The 17,762-nt window shown below is 45.0% G+C and carries 17 protein-coding genes; 13 read left to right on the top strand and 4 right to left on the bottom strand.

All coding sequences use genetic code 11. The features are described 5' to 3' along the window. Nucleotides 1-275 precede the first annotated feature (275 nt). The 10 genes from G4D73_RS07590 (at nt 276) to G4D73_RS07545 (ending at nt 10,894) form a co-directional block, all read left to right on the top strand. Nucleotides 276-1,280 (top strand): hypothetical protein, encoded by a 1,005-nt coding sequence (locus G4D73_RS07590; RefSeq protein ID WP_213686439.1) that lies wholly within the window; start codon nt 276-278, stop codon nt 1,278-1,280. A 70-nt stretch (nt 1,281-1,350) separates the two neighbouring features. Beyond that, nucleotides 1,351-1,800 (top strand): hypothetical protein, encoded by a 450-nt coding sequence (locus G4D73_RS07585; RefSeq protein ID WP_004647398.1) that lies wholly within the window; start codon nt 1,351-1,353, stop codon nt 1,798-1,800. A 30-nt stretch (nt 1,801-1,830) separates the two neighbouring features. Further along, complete coding sequence (gene topA / locus G4D73_RS07580) at nt 1,831-4,473, top strand: type I DNA topoisomerase (protein WP_213686438.1); 2,643 nt, start codon at nt 1,831-1,833, stop codon at nt 4,471-4,473. A 93-nt stretch (nt 4,474-4,566) separates the two neighbouring features. Beyond that, the gene (locus G4D73_RS07575) at nt 4,567-5,370 is read left to right on the top strand and encodes an NYN domain-containing protein (RefSeq protein WP_034439084.1); all 804 of its coding nucleotides are present in this window, start codon (nt 4,567-4,569) and stop codon (nt 5,368-5,370) included. A gap of 5 nt (nt 5,371-5,375) precedes the next feature. Beyond that, complete coding sequence (locus G4D73_RS07570; protein ID WP_213686437.1) at nt 5,376-6,131, top strand: hypothetical protein; 756 nt, start codon at nt 5,376-5,378, stop codon at nt 6,129-6,131. Nucleotides 6,132-6,196: 65 nt separating this feature from the next. Continuing rightward, nucleotides 6,197-7,336, top strand: coding sequence for a glycerate kinase (locus G4D73_RS07565; protein WP_213686436.1), 1,140 nt, complete (start codon nt 6,197-6,199; stop codon nt 7,334-7,336). Nucleotides 7,337-7,488: 152 nt separating this feature from the next. Then, entirely contained in the window at nt 7,489-9,477 is a 1,989-nt protein-coding gene (locus G4D73_RS07560; RefSeq protein WP_005245927.1) for an ATP-dependent helicase, read from the top strand. An 83-nt stretch (nt 9,478-9,560) separates the two neighbouring features. Next, nucleotides 9,561-9,812, top strand: a complete 252-nt coding sequence (locus tag G4D73_RS07555; protein ID WP_004729489.1) for an RNA recognition motif domain-containing protein — start codon at nt 9,561-9,563, stop codon at nt 9,810-9,812. 194 nt (nt 9,813-10,006) lie between these two features. Further along, nucleotides 10,007-10,510, top strand: a complete 504-nt coding sequence (locus G4D73_RS07550) for a DUF6586 family protein (RefSeq protein WP_004278463.1) — start codon at nt 10,007-10,009, stop codon at nt 10,508-10,510. Between the two features lie 105 nt (nt 10,511-10,615). Then, a complete protein-coding gene (locus G4D73_RS07545; RefSeq protein WP_004278462.1) occupies nt 10,616-10,894 on the top strand; it encodes a hypothetical protein in 279 nt (92 codons plus the stop codon). 259 nt (nt 10,895-11,153) lie between these two features. Here the strand turns inward: G4D73_RS07545 and G4D73_RS07540 are convergent, their stop codons facing one another. From G4D73_RS07540 to G4D73_RS07525, 4 genes are all read right to left on the bottom strand, one after another. Further along, on the bottom strand, nt 11,154-12,869 hold the full coding sequence (locus tag G4D73_RS07540; RefSeq protein WP_213686435.1) for a cation:proton antiporter: 1,716 nt from the start codon (nt 12,867-12,869) through the stop codon (nt 11,154-11,156). A 134-nt stretch (nt 12,870-13,003) separates the two neighbouring features. Next, a complete protein-coding gene (gene rpmG, locus G4D73_RS07535; RefSeq protein ID WP_001205031.1) occupies nt 13,004-13,159 on the bottom strand; it encodes a 50S ribosomal protein L33 in 156 nt (51 codons plus the stop codon). Between the two features lie 12 nt (nt 13,160-13,171). Beyond that, nucleotides 13,172-13,408, bottom strand: coding sequence for a 50S ribosomal protein L28 (rpmB, locus tag G4D73_RS07530; RefSeq protein ID WP_000048256.1), 237 nt, complete (start codon nt 13,406-13,408; stop codon nt 13,172-13,174). 165 nt (nt 13,409-13,573) lie between these two features. Next, nucleotides 13,574-15,022, bottom strand: coding sequence for a coniferyl aldehyde dehydrogenase (locus G4D73_RS07525; RefSeq protein ID WP_004278439.1), 1,449 nt, complete (start codon nt 15,020-15,022; stop codon nt 13,574-13,576). 115 nt (nt 15,023-15,137) lie between these two features. On the opposite strand from G4D73_RS07525, the gene G4D73_RS07520 reads away from it, so the two are divergent. From G4D73_RS07520 to G4D73_RS07510, 3 genes are all read left to right on the top strand, one after another. Beyond that, nucleotides 15,138-15,869 (top strand): TetR/AcrR family transcriptional regulator, encoded by a 732-nt coding sequence (locus tag G4D73_RS07520; RefSeq protein WP_213686434.1) that lies wholly within the window; start codon nt 15,138-15,140, stop codon nt 15,867-15,869. Between the two features lie 48 nt (nt 15,870-15,917). Next, complete coding sequence (purU, locus tag G4D73_RS07515; protein WP_005250645.1) at nt 15,918-16,784, top strand: formyltetrahydrofolate deformylase; 867 nt, start codon at nt 15,918-15,920, stop codon at nt 16,782-16,784. Between the two features lie 193 nt (nt 16,785-16,977). After that, entirely contained in the window at nt 16,978-17,745 is a 768-nt protein-coding gene (locus G4D73_RS07510; RefSeq protein WP_213686433.1) for a TonB-dependent receptor, read from the top strand. Nucleotides 17,746-17,762: the final 17 nt, after the last annotated feature.

The raw sequence follows: 17,762 nt of genomic DNA, 5'->3' as shown, positions 1-17,762 counted from the left end.
AAAGAGAAATATTATTTTTTTGAATTGGCTTTTAAATTGCATTAAATCCGCATATAAAAGTAATAAAGCGTAGCGTGATGATCAAGTGCAAAAGAATTTTCCTGTTGAAAACAAACATTCACGCTTACAAACAGATTTCTTGCCGGCATTTCATAAAATGCAGTTTAGCTCTCTGCCGAAACAGGCCTGCACCCATTCAGTCGTAAAATTATTTGACCTTTCACTCACTTCCTACTCTAATACCGGCTCTCAGGTACATTCCGGAATTGCGTCCCATGCACCCAAAAGTTGTTCTACTCGACCTCGAAAATAATTTCCCTACAGCCAAGTTAATGCGTGAGATTGTGGCGCATTATTCGACTTTATATCTGTTTAGCTGTGCCGGAAAATTTGAATTCTCCTTAGAGGATTTAACCGAGCTTGCCGGCTGGATTAGCAGTGGTCAGGTGGTGGTACTGGACACGCCTGAATCGCCACAAAAAGAATATGAATATGCGGTCATTGTCGGTCAGCTTATGGCGCTACTGGAGCCGGAAACCGAGGTTGAATTGATCTCGGCGATGGACAGCTGCGAGATGTTGCAGCAGATGCTGCAGGCTTCTGATATTCCGTGTCACCTGATTCAGATTCAGCCTGATGAGACAAGCATTCCAACAGATCAGCCTAAAAATCATCTTCCGAGTCTGGACGCCATCAAGAACAAACCCGCCTTGCAGTTGGTGAAAAAATACTGTGATGCGTTAGGGAAAATGAGTGGCAAACCGAATACGGTTGAAACCTTAAAAAATTCAGTGGCGAATATTCTGCAAGTGATGCCAGTGAAAGCTCAGCATGTGGTCGGCATGTTGATTAACCTGAAAATTGTCAAACGCTATGATGAGCAGATCAGTTTCCGTAAAAAAGTCCTGAAACAATGGCTGCAACTCAATCTGGATGAACAAAGCCCGGTTAAAAATCCTAAACTGGATCAGGTTATTTCCCAAATGAAGGTAGATGAAGCTCCAGTTGAATCTGAAATACTCAAGTCACCAATCCAGTCGGCACAGCAAGACCTGTTCAAGAACTTTGGCCGGATCGATCCGGTACAACTCGAAGTGGCGCGTAAACTGCGTGAATTGCAGGGCGATAAACCCAAAGACATTTATGAGCTGCGTGATTTACTGGAACAGTTATTTCCAAAATCGGACATTCGCTTGCTGCTGAAGGAGTTGATCGAGAAAGGTTATATTTACTGGAATGGTCACGAAATTTTATATAGTCATGAAATGTTCCTGAATTAATTTTATCGTGCAAACTTGCGTTTTATATTGTGCTTATGCAACTCTAATAATAGAACATAAAGGTTGAACTATGGAAAACACTGGAATCTGGGTGACGGTGGTCATCATCATTTTCGTCATAGGGTCGATTTTCGGGTTACGTGTAAGTCCCCGAGAAAAAGCCTTGGGGCTGATGCGTGATAAAGCCCGTAAAATGGGTTTGCATCCACGTCTGGTGGTGGCACCGGACTGGACCAAAATCCCGAAGGCGACTGAAAGTCGTGCCAGTATGGTCGCATACTACAGTGTGCTGATGCCAGATGCACGTTTGCCCCTGATGCGCGCCCGTGTTGTCGATAATAAACTCGAAATCGTGCAGGGTGATGAGAAATTTAAAGATTTTCCCATTGCATTAAAAGGCATTTATGCTATTGATATGCAGGCCAACTGTGTCGGCATGTACTGGGATGAAGAAGCTGATTTAAGAGCGACCCAACTCGACGACATCAAAGCACTGTTACACGCTTTGGCTGAACTTTAATTTAGAAATAAACAGGATTAACGGTTAATTATGGCGAACGCTCCTCGGTCCACATCAAAAAGCAGCACAGCGAAGTCTCCCGACGCTGGAAGCAAGCGTGCCCTAGTGATTGTGGAGTCGCCTGCAAAAGCGAAAACAATCAATAAGTACCTTGGTCCGAACTACATCGTAAAATCATCGGTGGGTCATGTGCGTGACTTACCGACTGGCGGTTCTGCAAAATCGACAGAGAAAAAACCAGCGACACGTACCAAACTGACGGATGCAGAAAAAGCTGAAAAATCACAGAATGCGTTGATTAACCGCATGGGTGTCGATCCGGAACATGACTGGAAAGCCAAATACGAAGTCCTTCCTGGCAAAGAACATGTGGTTGCCGAACTGAAAAAACTGGCATCGCAAGTCGATGAAGTCTATCTGGCAACGGATATGGACAGGGAAGGAGAGGCGATTGCCTGGCATTTAAAAGAAGTCATCGGCGGTGATGATTCGCGTTATCAGCGTGTGGTCTTTAATGAAATTACCAAAAATGCGATTCAGGATGCCTTTAAGCATCCGTCACGTCTGGATACCAATAAAGTCAATGCGCAGCAGGCACGCCGTTTCCTGGATCGTGTCGTGGGCTTTATGATTTCGCCATTGCTTTGGGAAAAGATTGCGCGTGGTCTGTCAGCCGGTCGTGTACAGTCGGTTGCGGTGAAGCTGGTGGTCGAGCGTGAACGCGAAATTCGTGCTTTTATTCCTGAAGAATACTGGCAGGTGTTTGCCAATACCAAATCGAAAAAAGATGATATTCGTCTCGAAGCGGTCAAGCAAAATGGCAAGACGCTCAAGCTACGCAATAAAGCCGAAACTGATGCCTTATTAAACCTGATCAAAGATGCTGATTATACGGTTTCTGCACGTGAAGATAAGCCAACCAAGGTTAATCCAAGTGCGCCGTATATCACGTCAACGCTACAACAGGCAGCCAGTACCCGTCTCGGTTTTTCTGTGAAGAAAACCATGATGCTGGCGCAGCGCCTGTATGAAGCCGGTTTCATTACCTATATGCGTACTGACTCGACATTCTTGAGTGATGATGCGGTGAATATGGTGCGTGGCCATATCGAATCGGAGTTTGGCGAGAAATATTTGCCTGCCAAGCCGAACCGTTATGGCAATAAAGCCGGTGCGCAAGAAGCGCATGAAGCCATTCGTCCATCTATGGTTGGCTTAAAAGGCGACAGCCTAGTGGGTGTTGAGCGTGATGCACAGCGCCTCTATGACTTGATCTGGCGCCAGTTTGTTGCCTGTCAGATGACTCCGGCAGAATATTTGTCTTCTACCATTTTAGTGGATGCTAATGGTGTAGAGCTGAAAGCCAAAGGTCGTACCTTGGTCTTTGATGGTTTTACTCGCGTGCGTGGTGCCAATAAAGCTGATGACGATATTTTATTGCCTGCGGTCAAAGTCGGTGAAGTCCTTAAACTTGAGAAACTTGATCCATCTCAACATTTCACTAAACCACCAGCACGTTTTACCGAAGCCTCACTGGTCAAAGAACTCGAGAAAAAAGGCATTGGCCGTCCATCGACCTATGCAGCGATTATTTCGACGATTCAGGATCGTGGTTATGTGAAACTGGATAACCGTCGTCTCTATGCCGAGAAGATGGGTGAGATCGTTACCGATCGTCTGGATGAAAATTTTAGTAATCTGATGAACTATGCCTTTACCGCAGATCTTGAAGGTCAGCTGGATAAAGTAGCAGATGGTGAGCGTAACTGGAAAGAGTTATTAGACAGCTTCTATGGCGATTTTAAGCAACGTTTGACTACGGCGCAGGGTGAGAACGGTATGCGCCGCAATCAGCCTGTAGAAGTGGATGCAGTACACTGTAAAGAATGTGACCGTCCAATGCAGATTCGTACCGGAACCACAGGCGTATTCTTGGGTTGTTCAGGCTATAACCTACCGCCGAAAGAGCGTTGTAAAGGAACCTTGAACCTGACACCAGTTGAGTCTCTGGCTGCATTATCTGATGATGAGGCTGCGGAAACTGCTGACCTGATGTCGAAGAAGCGTTGTCCGATCTGTGAAACTGCCATGGACAGCTATGTGATTGATGGCGGCCGTAAACTGCATATCTGTGGGAATAACCCGGACTGTAGTGGTTTTGAACTTGAAGAAGGTGAGTTCAAAATTAAAGGCTATGATGGCCCGAGTATCCCATGCGACAAGTGTGATGGTGAAATGCAGCTGAAGACGGGTCGTTTTGGTCCGTATTTTGCCTGTACCAGCTGTGACAATACCCGTAAAGTCTTAAAGAGCGGTCAGCCTGCGCCTCCACGTGTGGATCCGATCAAGATGGAGCATTTACGTTCTGCCAAGCATGACGATTTCTTTGTACTGCGTGACGGTGCAGCCGGTTTATTCCTGGCGGCAAGCAAGTTCCCGAAAGTGCGTGAAACCCGTGCACCGAAAGTGGCCGAGATTCGTTCTGTTGCCGACCAGCTTGATCCAAAGTATCAGTTTATCTTGCAGGCACCTGATGTGGACCCGGAAGGGAATCCAACTCTGGTAAAATTTAGCCGTAAGAACCAGTCACAATATATTGGTTCGGAAACTGCAGAAGGCAAGCAAACCAAATGGTCTCTGGTTTATCAGGACGGAAAATGGGTTGAAGCCTAAACTCTAAGATTCAAAAAAATGCTGACGAAAGTCGGCATTTTTTATGTCAGAATCATGTATATAAAAAATTAAAAATAATATCTTGGGGTGGATGTGGATATTCAGACAAAAAAGTTCGCTGTATTAATCGATGCGGATAATTCTTCTATCAACGCGATTTCATCGGTATTGGAGGAAGTTGCGAAATATGGAATTGCCAGTGTCAAACGTGTGTATGGGGACTGGAGCAGCGAAACTTTAAAGAAATGGCGAGATGTACTCCTTCCTCATGCCATCACTCCGGTACAACAATTCGCTTATACCAAGGGTAAAGATGCGACGGATATGATCCTGATCATTGATGCTATGGATTTACTTTATGCAGGTGCATTAGATGGATTTTGTATCGTATCCAGCGATAGCGATTTCACGCCCTTAGCTTCACGTATTCGTGAAAATGGTCTAACAGTGTATGGCTTTGGCAAAAAAGCTACGCCTGAAGCATTTAAGAAAGCCTGTGACAAGTTTATTTATATCGAAAACTTACTTGTAGATAGTGAAATTAAAAATAATGAGGATGGTGAAGAAACAGGATCAATAGATAAAAAAGTTTCGGAGATTATCAAGACTAATGGACAAAAAACTATATCTGCGCAAAAGGAAATTCAGTTACCTGAAGGGATGGATCGAGCTACGCTTAACTTAATTTATAAAGCTGTAAAAGATAATGCAGATGATAATGGATGGGCGAATTTAGGGATGGTCGGGCAGTATATCAGTGCAGTAAAGCCTGATTTTGACTCTCGTAACTATGGTAGAGCCAAATTGTCAGGATTAATAAAAACTTTAAATTTATTTGAAACAAAAATAGAAATGAGTCAGATGTATTTAAGAAAAATGAAAAAGCAGAGTGTGTAATCGATATGTGGAAAAAGATTCGGATTCTGATTTTATTAATCATCTTATTGATTGTCGCGGTCAATGCCTATCGTGATCAAAACCAGAACTGGTCAAAGCCGATTATTGTGTTGCTGCATCCGATTAATGCCGATGGATTACCGACCACACAGCAATATATCCAGCAACTGTCAGCTCAGGACCTGAATGGAGCACGGGAATATCTGGAAAAAGCAGCTCAGCAGTATCGTGGACAGCCGACTTATTTTTATTTTAATTTAGGCCGTGAGCTTCAAGTTCTATCACCCAAAGTCCCTGAGCAAGACTCGCTCATCGATACAGTTTTATGGAGTTTAAAATTCCGGTTCTATGCTTGGAAACAGCGACAGAGTTCAGACCCTTCAGCTAATGTGACTTTATTTTTAAATTACTATGATCCTGTGCAGACCAAGCAATTGAAACATTCCACTGCCTTGCAAAAAGGCCGGATTGGTTCGATAAATCTATTTGCATCCAAACAACAAACTGAACAGAATAAAATTGTATTGGTGCATGAATTGCTGCATGCCTTTGACGCTTCGGATAAATATGATTTAGCGACAGGTCAACCGATTTATCCGCTGGGTTATGCATTTCCAGATCAGCAACCCTTATTTCCGCAAACCAAGGCGGAGCTGATGGCAGGACATATTCCACTGTCTCAAACCACCAGTAAAATGCCAGAATCTTTAAATCAAACCTTGATTAATGAGATAACTGCAATTGAACTGGGCTGGAAATAAAGACTTGTGGATAGTGCTGGATTTATCCACAATTTAGACTTCATTTGTGGATAAAAGATCACACCATGCCGCTCACCTTTGTGCTTGCTCCTGACTCGTTTAAAGAAAGCATGTCTGCTGCGCAGGCTTGTCAGGCCATGCAACGCGGTATTCAGAACGTCATTCCGGATGCCCACATTATTCATGTGCCAATGGCTGATGGTGGTGAAGGCACGGTCGATGCATTGATTTCAAGTTTAAAGGGGCAAAGTATTGCATGTGAAGTGACCGGACCACTGCCTGAGCAACGTATTCAGACCTATTGGGGTTTGATTGATGCAGGTCAAACTGCTGTGATTGAAATGGCCAAGGCCAATGGCATTCATTTATTGAAGCCTTCACAGCGTAATCCGATGCTCACTTCAACTTATGGCACAGGAGAAATGATCAAACAGGCATTGGACTTGAGTGTGAAAAAAATCATCATTGGGCTGGGTGGGAGTGTTACCAATGATGGTGGTGCCGGCATGGCACAGGCACTGGGTGTGCGGTTTCTAAATCATGCGGGTGAATTAATTCAGGTCTGTGGTGGAAACTTAGATCTGGTCAAATCAATGGATTTATCCGAACTTGATCCACGTTTAGCAGATACTGAAATAATTATTGCATCGGATGTCAACAATCCACTGTGTGGACCAAATGGTGCATCGATAATCTTTGGACCACAAAAAGGTGCAACGCCTGAAATGGTCAAGCAGTTGGATCAAAACCTCTGTCATTTCGCCGATGTGGTTGCTCAGCAGATTGGCTGTGATTATCGTCATGTGGCAGGTGCGGGCGCTGCCGGTGGATTGGGTTTTGGTTTAATGGCATTCACTGCTGCTTCCATTCGATCAGGTGTAGAGCTGATGATTGAACAGGTTCAACTCAACGAGAAAATAGCGCAAGCAGATCATGTGTTTACCGGGGAAGGTAAAATTGATTTTCAAACCAAATTTGGCAAAACGCCATTTGGTGTGGCGCAGGTTGCAAAACACTTCAATAAACCGGTGATTGCTTTTGCGGGTCTAGTCGGTGAAGGGATTGAGGATTTGTTTGAGTCAGGATTTAGCCAGATTGTTGGGATTAATCCGCCAGATTGTCCTTTAGAGGAAGCCTTAAATAATGCAGAAATGAACTTGGGGAAAGCTGTCGCTGAGATAGTTAAAAATCTTTTGACAGAGTGAAAGTATTTCTCTCTCCTGTAATCCAGCACGCCCTGTCGTTAGCTAATATCAAATCAGGAAATAAAATTGGAGACAGTTTCAGGACAACTGAAAAGCCATAATTCTGGAAGCGATCTGTTAAACTACATACATCCACAAAATGATGAGTGAAAATGAGTTTAGCCACCCTGATTGATGAATTAAACCCCCAACAAAAGCAAGCAGCGACCACAGAAGCAAAACACAGTTTGGTGCTGGCCGGGGCAGGTTGTGGCAAAACCAAGACTATCGTGGCACGCGCAGCTTACTTGATTGAGCAGGGTGTGCCTGCCAACCAGATTCAAATTCTGACCTTTACCCGCCGTGCAGCCAGTGAAATTGTGGCGCGTGTCGAACTTGCACTGGGTGAACAAGCCAAGGGACTGCGGGCCTCGACCTTTCATACCTTCTGTATGTATCTGCTGCGCCGTATTCCGAAAGCTTTTGGTCTGGAACAGTTTTCGATTATTGATCGTGATGATCAGTTGATGATGTTTCGTTTGATTCGCGGCCGTGATGACAAGAAAAATCCCAATCATCTGCCGAAGCCTCAAGAATTATGTGATTTGTATTCTTTTGCAAGGAATACCCGGCAAAAGCTCAGTCTGGCGCTGGAAAAACAGATGCCGGAATATCTGGCCTTAAAGGACCAGATTGCCGAAATTATGAAAGAATATGAAGCACGTAAGCAAGCGCGAAGTTTTCTGGATTATGACGATATTCTGGCGGTAGTAGCTACGGCGCTGGCACAGTCCGAAGGTCTGGTCGACTATGTCGCTTCAATCTGTCGGCATATGCTGGTCGATGAAATGCAGGATACCAATCCATTGCAATGGGCTTTGTTGGAGCCACTCAAAGACCGAATCAGCCTGTTCTGTGTCGGTGATGATGCGCAATCCATTTATGGTTTCCGTGGTGCAGACTTTGAGAATATTCACCATTTCAAAGAGCGTGTGCCAGATGCGCAGATTTTTAAATTAGAAAAAAACTACCGTTCGACCCAAGAAATTCTGGATCTGTCCAACTGGCTGCTTGATCAGTCTGAAATTAAATATGACAAACGTCTGGAAGCGTATCGCGGAGAAGGTGTTAAGCCGCGCATGCATATTTTCCCGAATGAATTTGATGAAGCCAAATGGATTGCGATTGATATTAAAGAACGTCATTATCTGCAAGGCAGCAAATGGGGCGAGCATATGGTCTTGGTACGCTCCAGCTTTGCCGCACGGCATATTGAAGCAGCTTGTATCGCGGCTAATGTGCCATATCGCTTTATTGGTGGCATGAAGCTGCTGGAAACGGCGCATGTGAAAGATTTGCTCAGCATGCTGCGCGTGGTGGCTAATCCATTGGATGATATTGCCTGGATGCGTTTCTTGACCCTGTGGAATGGTGTGGGTGATGTCGGTGCCAGCAAGCTGTCACAGCAGCTATTGGCTGAACCTGAAATGGATCAGATTGCAAAGAAATTAGAACAGTTTGGCAAGATACCGCTAGAAACCATTCTGATCATGCAGCAGATGAATGTGCTCAAAGGCGAAGTGCAAGCCTGTGTCAGTCTTGCGATTCAGGCGATTGAATCTCAACTGGCAGAAAACTATAAAAAGGATTGGCCACGTCGCCAGAGTGATTTTGAACTGGTCAAACAGCTGGCCTCCAAACATTCGCAGCTGAGTGAATTTTTAGAGGAATATGTACTGGATCCGGTGTCAATCTCGGAAATTGAACGCCAATCGGATCACGATGTGGTGACCTTAATCACCATTCACTCGGCCAAAGGCACCGAGCAAAATGTCTGTTATGTGGCCAATGTCACCCCAGGCAATTATCCACATGCACGTGCCCAAGGTGATTTTGATGATGTCGAAGAAGAGCGTCGTGTGCTCTATGTAGCACTGACCCGGGCAAAAAATGAATTAATTCTGACCAAACAGAACCTGAATCATTGGGCGCGGGAAACGGTCGATGAGCAGGGGCGTAAAGTCGAAAGTTATTTCCTGAATGATCTCACCCGGCATTTATGCACCACGGAAACCCATTACAAAACCCGGCAGCAAACTGTAAAAAGTGCCTTGATTGAACGCAAGTCGATTAATTTAGATTTTGGGATTGATCTCGATTAAACTATAGCAAAGTTGTTTCATGCAAAAAGTAGAGTAGGCGCGTGCTTTTTGATATTTTTTGCCTATCTTCTTAAGGTTGTAAGATGAAAATTTTAGTTCGTAATTTAGAACGTACGGTCACAGAAGCCGAATTACTGAAACTGTTCCAGGAATATGGCACAGTGGAGACCTGTACTTTGGTGCTTGATGCAGCAACAGGCAAATCAAAAGGTTTTGCTTTTGTAGAAATGCCGCATGGCCGTGAAGCAGTCAAAGCCATTAAAGGCCTGAACACTTTACGCCTACACGGACATGGCATCCGCGTGAAAGCCGCAGAAGACAAGCCTCAGGCTTAAACTCAAAAAAGGAGCACTTGATAGGCTCCTTTTTTTATGGCTACAATTTAGTATCGCCGTACTTAATTAGTGAGCTCAATGCTCTGAATTTCAGTGCTGGATGGATTCAGTCTAAACATCTTTTGATTGCGAAATGTAGGCGAACCTTTTACTTTATAAAAGCCAAAATTTGTTTTAAACCTTAGGAAATCTCGATGACCCGTGTTGCTCGCTATCATGCGGACCGTACCAATCAAAAACTGTATTTTGCCCGTCTATCCTGCCAGCAAGCAGAGCAAACCGAACATGTACAACAGGCTCAGGCACAACGTGAAGCAACTGTGTTTCATTTGCATGGTGCTTTGTTAGCATTTTTACAGGAACTGGTGCGTTACTATCGCCTGAATGATCCTCATCCGACGCTAAAATCGATCGAAGAACTGATGGCGGCCAAAGGCCAGATTTCGCCGGAAGTGGCGGTGCTGCAACATTTATCCAAGAGCGGTTTCATTGCTGAACTGAAACGTGCTTACCGTCTGTGCCAGTATGCGCCCGAACCAAGTACCCCAGAACCTGAAGACGAAACTTCCTCAAATCTCATCATTAAAGTCACACAGTCTCCACAAGCATGGTTACCTGATACTGCTATATTGAGAGAGTGGCATCGTGACCTGACCCAATTAATTGATGGTTTTCGTAATGAGATGATTGAATTTTAATCGGATCGGCTGTACTTGAAAATGCAATTTTTAACCCTATATCAATTACTCTAATGATGCAAAGTGCACCCGGTGCTTTGCCACCATGTTGAACATGGAGGATATATGTCTATAGAACAGTTGAAAGATTTATTTGGTAATCAAGACGCGATTTTAGAACTCGTTCAACTTGAAGGTGGCGCGTTGGCTCTACGCAATGCAGGCTCACATAAACAGCCTTTGGTCATGATTCAATTTAATGATGAGGTGAAAGCTCTACTTGGAGAGCAGACGCCCGTGATTGCGCAACAGATGATTCAGGCAGCACTCTATGGTTTGCTGGAACAGCAGGTCAATGAGTGGCAGGCTGAAGTTGTGGATGAAGAACCAAAGTATATGAGTTAATCGTTGAAATTTATTTAGAAAGCACACTACTATTGGTGTGCTTTTTGAGTTTTATAGGTTATTAAATTAGGCAGATTTTAAGTATCACAAAGACGTTCATTTAAAATGAAGATGAAAAATCATTATTTTAAAATTTGGGTCATGAGCAGTCTGAAGCCAGTGAGTTAATAAAATCTTTGGCTCGGAGATATATTGATGTCCATAAAAAAGTTGCCAGATCCGACAACTTTTTTATTTGGTGTTGATTAAAAGAAAAACTTTAATGAGAAGGCGTATGCTGATGCGCGATCTCAATCTGGTTCAAAATATGATTGCTCATATTTTTTGCCATTTCTTCTTTGGCATAATAAACCGCACCGATATTATCCCGACGAATGGCTTCAGCTTCTTCCTTGCTTTCTGCACAGACCAGTACCTGAATTTGTGGATTCAAGGTCTTGGCAATGTCGACAATTTTATGAATATCGATGATATCCATAGGCGAAATGACCAGTAAGCGCGCATGCTGAATATGTGCCTGAATCAGTACTCCGGCTTCAGTGGCTACACCAGAAACCGCAGCAATGCCTTTCTCACGTAGGTTTTCGACGATATCACGGTTTTCTTCGGCAATCACCACCTTGATGTTCTCTTCCATCAATGACCGGGTAATACGCCGCCCAACCTCACCATGGCCAATAATCACCACCTGATCGCGCAGGTAATCCTGTGAGACTTCATCGGGTAACATCGCCAGAGGGTCACCACTGCGTTCCAGTAAGCGGGCCAGAGTCGAGCGTTCCCGAATCCATTTCTGTACCGGCTCAATCGCGGAAAAGATAAAGGAGTTAAGTGTAATCGAAATTAAGGCACCTGCCAGAATCAGGTTTTGACCTTCCAGCGAAAGCAGGTTGAGCGAAACACCGAGCGCAGCCAAAATAAAGGAGAACTCACCAATCTGTGCCAGCGAAGCACCGACGGTCAAGGCGGTATTGATCGGATAGCGGAAGAACAGCACCAGTGCCATCGCGGCAATAGTCTTACCAATCATGATAATCCCGACCACGGCCAGCACATGTATGGGTTGTTCCAGCAAAATGCGCGGATCAAACAGCATGCCGACGGATACAAAGAATAAAATCGAGAAAATTTCACGCAGTGGCAAAGTTTCCTCTTCGGCGCGATGACTAAAATCGGACTCTTTCACCACCATTCCGGCAAAGAAAGCACCCAGTGCCATGGATACACCAAAGACCTTATAGGCACCAAAGGCGATTGAAACGGCGGCAGCCACCACTGTTAAAGTAAACAGCTCACGTGAACCAAGACGTGCCACGACCTGTATGATCATCGGAATCAATCGTTTACCGATAATCAGCATGAAGGCAATAAAGCCTGCGACTTTGAGTAGGGTAATACCTAAGGTGAGCCAGATATTCTCATCGCTCGCACCTTCCAGCGCCTGCCCACCTAAAAGTACCGCAGTGGCAGGTAATAGTACCAACGCCAAGACCATGACCAGATCTTCGACCAGCAACCAGCCAACAGCAATTCGGCCATTGATTGAATCCAGTAAGCCACGATCACCAAGCGCTTTGAGTAGCACCACGGTACTGGCACAGGACAAGCTTAGGCCGAAGACCAGCGCTGAGCCAAAGCTCCAGCCCCACAGCATCGAAACTCCGACCCCGAGCAAGGTGGCAACCGCAATCTGTAAAATCGCACCAGGCAGGGCAATCCGGCGTACCTGCATCAGATCGTTCAGGGAAAAATGCATCCCGACACCAAACATCAGGAACATGACGCCTAACTCTGCCAACTGGTTGGCCAGATGAATATCACCGACCACACCGGGCGTGTGGGGGCTAATCAGAATGCCGGCAATGAGATAGCCGATCAAAGGGGGAAGACGTAGCCGTGCAGCGAGATAGCCAAAGACCAAAGCTAAGCCAAAACCAACAGCCAGTAATATAATGAGCTCTACGTCATGTGGCACTAAATACTCCTTTAGCTAGGTTTGCTGGGAAATAAGCACAAAAAGTGCCAAAACATGCAGAAAGTTTATCAAGCCGGATAAAAAAAGTGCAAAAAAAACGACCCGCAAAGGTCGTTTTTTTAAAGAAACTAAAATTATTTGATTTTAGCTTCTTTGAAGATTACGTGTTGACGGATTTTTGGATCAAATTTTTTGATTTCCATTTTTTCCGGCATAGTACGTTTGTTCTTAGTCGTGGTATAGAAATAACCTGTACCAGCTGAAGAAACTAAGCGAATTTTATCACGCATGGTTCAGACTCCTTAGATCTTTTGACCTTGAGCACGTAGGTCAGCAACAACCTTTTCAATGCCCAATTTGTCGATAATACGCATACCTTTAGTGGTTAAACGAAGACGTACAAAACGTTTTTCGCTTTCTAACCAGAAACGGTGGTGATGCAGGTTCGGCTCGAACCGGCGCTTAGTTTTGTTGTTGGCGTGTGAGACGTTGTTACCAACGACTGGACGCTTGCCGGTAACTTGGCAAACCTTAGACATGGTGTAACTCCATTGATTTAGCCAACAGCAAATCTGTATGGCCAGTCAAAAATAAACGGATTGAAATCATTCAAGGGGCGTTTTATATCAAAAATGCGCTTAAAAGACAAGCGATTTTCGTCAAAACGCGGCACCAACTATATCGATAGCTCATGCCTTGATCATTTAGCGGAGAAGTGTCTTCGAAATCAGCTTGTGAATCGGTTTATTGAACGGTGGCAGAATGTATTTCAAGCTGTACAGCTTTGGATTCGACATTACTGAGCGTTCATGCGACAAACTGAAGAAGCCTTCTGGGCCATGGTATTTACCCATACCTGATGCACCGACACCCCCAAATGGTAGATCGTCCTGCGCAACATGGGTCAGTACCGTATTTTGCCCGAAATGCCCTGAATGGGTACGCTGTGCGACATAATCGGCACGCGCCTGATCAAAGTCGAAGTAGTATAAAGCAAGTGGACGTGGACGGCTATTAATAAAGTCGATGACATCGTCAATTTGATCATATTCCATGATCGGTAACAGTGGGCCAAAGATTTCATGCTGCATGATCTGCATCATCGGGGTGACATTGGTCACGATGGTCGGTGCAATCTTGCGCAGATCAGCCGAGTTTTCACTACGCGGATTAATTTCAATGACTTGCGCACCCTGTTCACGCGCATCATCCAGATAGCCTTGCAGACGGTTATATTGTTTGACATTAATAATCGAGGTGTAATCCTGATTATGGGTGATATCCGGATACATGCTTTCGACACAGGCTTTAAAGTGATCAATGAACTCGGCAGTTTTTCCGAGAGGCAGGAACATATAGTCTGGCGCTACACAGGTCTGACCGGCATTCCAGAGTTTGCCCACCGCAATCCGCTGCGCGACATCGCGCAGATCAATCGATGGATGCACCAGTACTGGCGATTTACCGCCCAGTTCCAGAATCACCGGCACCAGATTTTCGGCAGCGGCTGCCATGACGGTTTTACCGACTGCAGTTGAGCCGGTGAAAATCAGTTTATCGAAAGGCAAACGACAGAAAGCATCTGAAATCACACCGCCACCATTCACCACAGCGACCAATTCTTTAGGGAAGGCTTCAGCCAAAGCTTTTTCTAAAACTTCACCAAAGGCAGCGGATGCACTGGAAATTTTGATCATGGCATGGTTGCCGGCCGCCAGTGCGCAAATCAGGGGGCCAATCGACAACAACAGCGGATAGTTCCATGGTGCGATAATCCCAACCACGCCTAAAGGCTGATATTGTACCCAGGCTTTAGCCGGCTGATGAATAATGCCGACATGACGCTTGGAGGGTTTCATCCACCGGGTCAGGTTTTTGCTGTAATATTTGATATGTTCCAGACAGGTGAGCAGTTCACCAATCTTGGTTTCCCCGATTGAACGGTTACCATAGTCCTGATTAATTGCATCAGCAAATTGATCTTGATACTTAACTAAGATACGCTTAAGTCGAGCTAAACGATCGATACGTTCCTTTGCAGTCGGCAGAGGGTAGTGTAAGTAAGCGTGTTTTTGTTGCGCCAAGACTTCATTCAGATATTGGCTATCAAAAAAATGTGGTGTCATTGATGTTGTTTTTGTGTGACTGTTCATGCCGCACTACCATTATTCAAAAATCGATTAATTAATTTTTAGAGCAAATACTCTAATTAGTCAAGTGACTTTGTGTGTTAGCCTGCTAATGCATGAACTGAATGGTTATTTTAGGATGTCCCAAACCAAAACCTTAAAAACTAAAGAGCGTATCTTGCAGCTCAGTTTGCAGCTGTTTAACGAGCGTGGCGAACGATCGGTAACCACCAATCACATTGCGGCTGAACTCGGCATGAGCCCGGGTAACCTGTATTATCATTTCCGCAATAAAAATGAAATTATTAAAGAATTGATGGAACAGTACCAGCACCAGACGCTAGAAATGCTGGCGCTGCCGGATGACCGCGCGCTGGATGCCAATGACAAGGTGCATTATTTTCAGGTGCTGAGCAGCCAGTTATGGGCTTATCGTTTCCTGCATCGTGATGTCTATCATCTGGTAGAAAATAACGAAGATTTTCGCAAGATGTATCCACGCTTTGCCGGGCAGGTCATGCAGCAGGGCCAGAAAATCTATAAGGGCTTTGTCAATGCAGGCCTGATGGACATGACCGATTCAGAAATTGAAGCACTGATCATTAACCTGTGGATTGTACTGACCAACTGGACCAATTTCCTGTATATGTCAGGTCATCTGACCGATTCCAATACCCTGGAAGAAAAATGGGTCTGGCAGGCACTGCGCCAGATGGTATTCCTGGAAGGGGCGTATTTACGTGGTGAAAGTCGTCAAACCTATGAAGGTTTATTGAATAGTTTGGGTTCTTCGGAACTTTTTGCCAGCCTGTCTTCTTCTAAAGACACTGAATCTGAACAAACTATTCAGAATATTCAAGAAACGCGTTAGAATACTCGGCTTATTTTTTAATTTAACTGATTAGTGACTTAAACCAACATGAATATGACGACTGCTAACACCGCACGTTTATTGATTACTTGTGAAGACAAGCCGGGCATCGTGCAGGCTGTTTCGAGCTTCTTGTATCATCAAGGTGCCAACATTACTGCGCTTGACCAATATGCGACAGCAGCGCAGGGCGGACGTTACTTCATGCGCGTTGAATTTGAATTAGATAATCTTCAAAGTCGAAAAGAAAGTATTACTCAGACTTTTGCAGCAAATGTGGCGGAACGCTATGGCATGCAATGGCGTCTGGCGCTGGTCAGTGACGTGAAAAAAGTCGGTATTTTGGTGTCTAAAGTCGATCATGCCTTGCTTGAGCTGTTATGGCGTCATGCACGTGGTGGTTTGCCTTGTGAAATTACCAAAGTGGTATCGAATCACGAGACTTTACGCGAAGCAGTTGAAAACTTTGGCATTCCATTTGAAGTCGTGCCGGTGAACAAAGACAACAAACCTGAAGCTTATGCAGAAATTGATCAGCTGATGCAAGGCAATGACTTGTTGGTGCTGGCACGTTATATGCAGATTTTAGATGAAGAATTTGTCAGCAAGTGGGAAATGAAAGTGATCAACATTCATCATTCTTTCCTGCCAGCTTTCGTGGGTGCCAATCCGTACAAACAGGCCTATGAAAAAGGCGTGAAGCTGATTGGTGCAACTGCGCACTATGTGACTGCTGATCTGGATCAAGGTCCGATCATCGAGCAGGATGTGGAGCGCGTGAACCATGACTTTACTGTTGAACAGTTACGTGAACTCGGTCAGGACGTGGAACGTAATGTATTGGCCCGCGCGGTGAAATGGCATCTGGAAGACCGTATTATTGTCGATGGCAACAAGACTGTCGTGTTCCAATAAGACTTGCATTGCATTTTAAAAAGGCATACTTTTAGTGTGCCTTTTTTTGTTTTGATGCAAAAAAAGTCAGTCAAAGGTAGGATTAGCGGTTGCAAATGAAAACACTTCTCATTTATTATTGGCATACTTTAATTGTGCTAACCGATGAGCTTGATAGTTTGTTCCACATCATCTCCTCAAGGTAATAGATTTAATGAGTCAAGTTGCTGCGCCCCAAATGCCTACACCGCCGAATCAGATGAAAAAGAAAGTCATCTCTATCGTGGCGGCTGTACTGGTTGGGCATGTGGGTGTGTTATATGCGATCAGCCAGATGAAAGCACCTGAGCTGACACCCATTGATAAGCAACCCTTAAAAGTGCGCTTTGTTAAACTCCAGGAAGCGCCAAAACCTTTACCGCCAAAGCCGAAGGCCGAGCCACAAAAAGAGCCGCCTAAGCCTAAAGAAGTCAAAATTGTCGATAAACCGCTGCCACCACCACCGAAAAAAGTAGAAAAAATCGAGCAGGTGAAAAAGGCTGAAGCGCCAAAAGTGGTTAAAGCACCACCAGTTGAAGCAAAACCAACCCCAAGTCCGGTTGTACCGACAGTGGTCACTGAAACTAAAATTAAACCGGCACCTGCTCCGGTCGCGCCACCTGCGCCTGTGACACCGCCAGCACCTGCTGCGCCGCCATCCCCGAAAAGTGTATCGATTGGTGGGGGCGTGTCCTGGCAGCGTTCACCAAAAGTCTCACTCTCTGCAGGTGAATTAAAATCAGCCTGTTCACTGTTAGTAGATGTTTCAGCGAATGAGCAGGGTAAAGTGGTCTCTGCGACTGCACGAAATTCAAGTTGTAGCCCGGCGGTAACGCGCAAAGTAGAAGCAGCGGTACGTCGTGCACAACTCACCAAATATGTTGAAAATGGTGTGGCTTATCCAACACGCGTGGAACAGCCTTTCGATTTTCAGGTTAAATAACGGCTCACCCATTAGGA

It is taken from the genome of Acinetobacter sp. WY4 (assembly GCF_018438165.1).
In the GTDB taxonomy this organism is placed as follows: Bacteria; Pseudomonadota; Gammaproteobacteria; order Pseudomonadales; family Moraxellaceae; genus Acinetobacter.
Note: the sequence above shows the minus strand (reverse complement) of the source record. Positions and strands in the feature narration are given on the sequence as shown.

Bases quoted from the DNA above. Each gene is read 5' to 3' on its own strand.
- G4D73_RS07590 (WP_213686439.1), top strand. From the start codon at position 276: ATGCACCCAAAAGTTGTTCTACTCGACCTCGAAAATAATTTCCCTACA.
- G4D73_RS07585 (WP_004647398.1), top strand. From the start codon at position 1,351: ATGGAAAACACTGGAATCTGGGTGACGGTGGTCATCATCATTTTCGTC.
- topA (WP_213686438.1), top strand. From the start codon at position 1,831: ATGGCGAACGCTCCTCGGTCCACATCAAAAAGCAGCACAGCGAAGTCT.
- G4D73_RS07570 (WP_213686437.1), top strand. From the start codon at position 5,376: ATGTGGAAAAAGATTCGGATTCTGATTTTATTAATCATCTTATTGATT.
- G4D73_RS07565 (WP_213686436.1), top strand. From the start codon at position 6,197: ATGCCGCTCACCTTTGTGCTTGCTCCTGACTCGTTTAAAGAAAGCATG.
- G4D73_RS07560 (WP_005245927.1), top strand. From the start codon at position 7,489: ATGAGTTTAGCCACCCTGATTGATGAATTAAACCCCCAACAAAAGCAA.
- G4D73_RS07555 (WP_004729489.1), top strand. From the start codon at position 9,561: ATGAAAATTTTAGTTCGTAATTTAGAACGTACGGTCACAGAAGCCGAA.
- G4D73_RS07550 (WP_004278463.1), top strand. From the start codon at position 10,007: ATGACCCGTGTTGCTCGCTATCATGCGGACCGTACCAATCAAAAACTG.
- G4D73_RS07545 (WP_004278462.1), top strand. From the start codon at position 10,616: ATGTCTATAGAACAGTTGAAAGATTTATTTGGTAATCAAGACGCGATT.
- rpmG (WP_001205031.1), bottom strand. From the start codon at position 13,159: ATGCGTGATAAAATTCGCTTAGTTTCTTCAGCTGGTACAGGTTATTTC.
- rpmB (WP_000048256.1), bottom strand. From the start codon at position 13,408: ATGTCTAAGGTTTGCCAAGTTACCGGCAAGCGTCCAGTCGTTGGTAAC.
- G4D73_RS07525 (WP_004278439.1), bottom strand. From the start codon at position 15,022: ATGAACAGTCACACAAAAACAACATCAATGACACCACATTTTTTTGAT.
- G4D73_RS07520 (WP_213686434.1), top strand. From the start codon at position 15,138: ATGTCCCAAACCAAAACCTTAAAAACTAAAGAGCGTATCTTGCAGCTC.
- purU (WP_005250645.1), top strand. From the start codon at position 15,918: ATGAATATGACGACTGCTAACACCGCACGTTTATTGATTACTTGTGAA.
- G4D73_RS07510 (WP_213686433.1), top strand. From the start codon at position 16,978: ATGAGTCAAGTTGCTGCGCCCCAAATGCCTACACCGCCGAATCAGATG.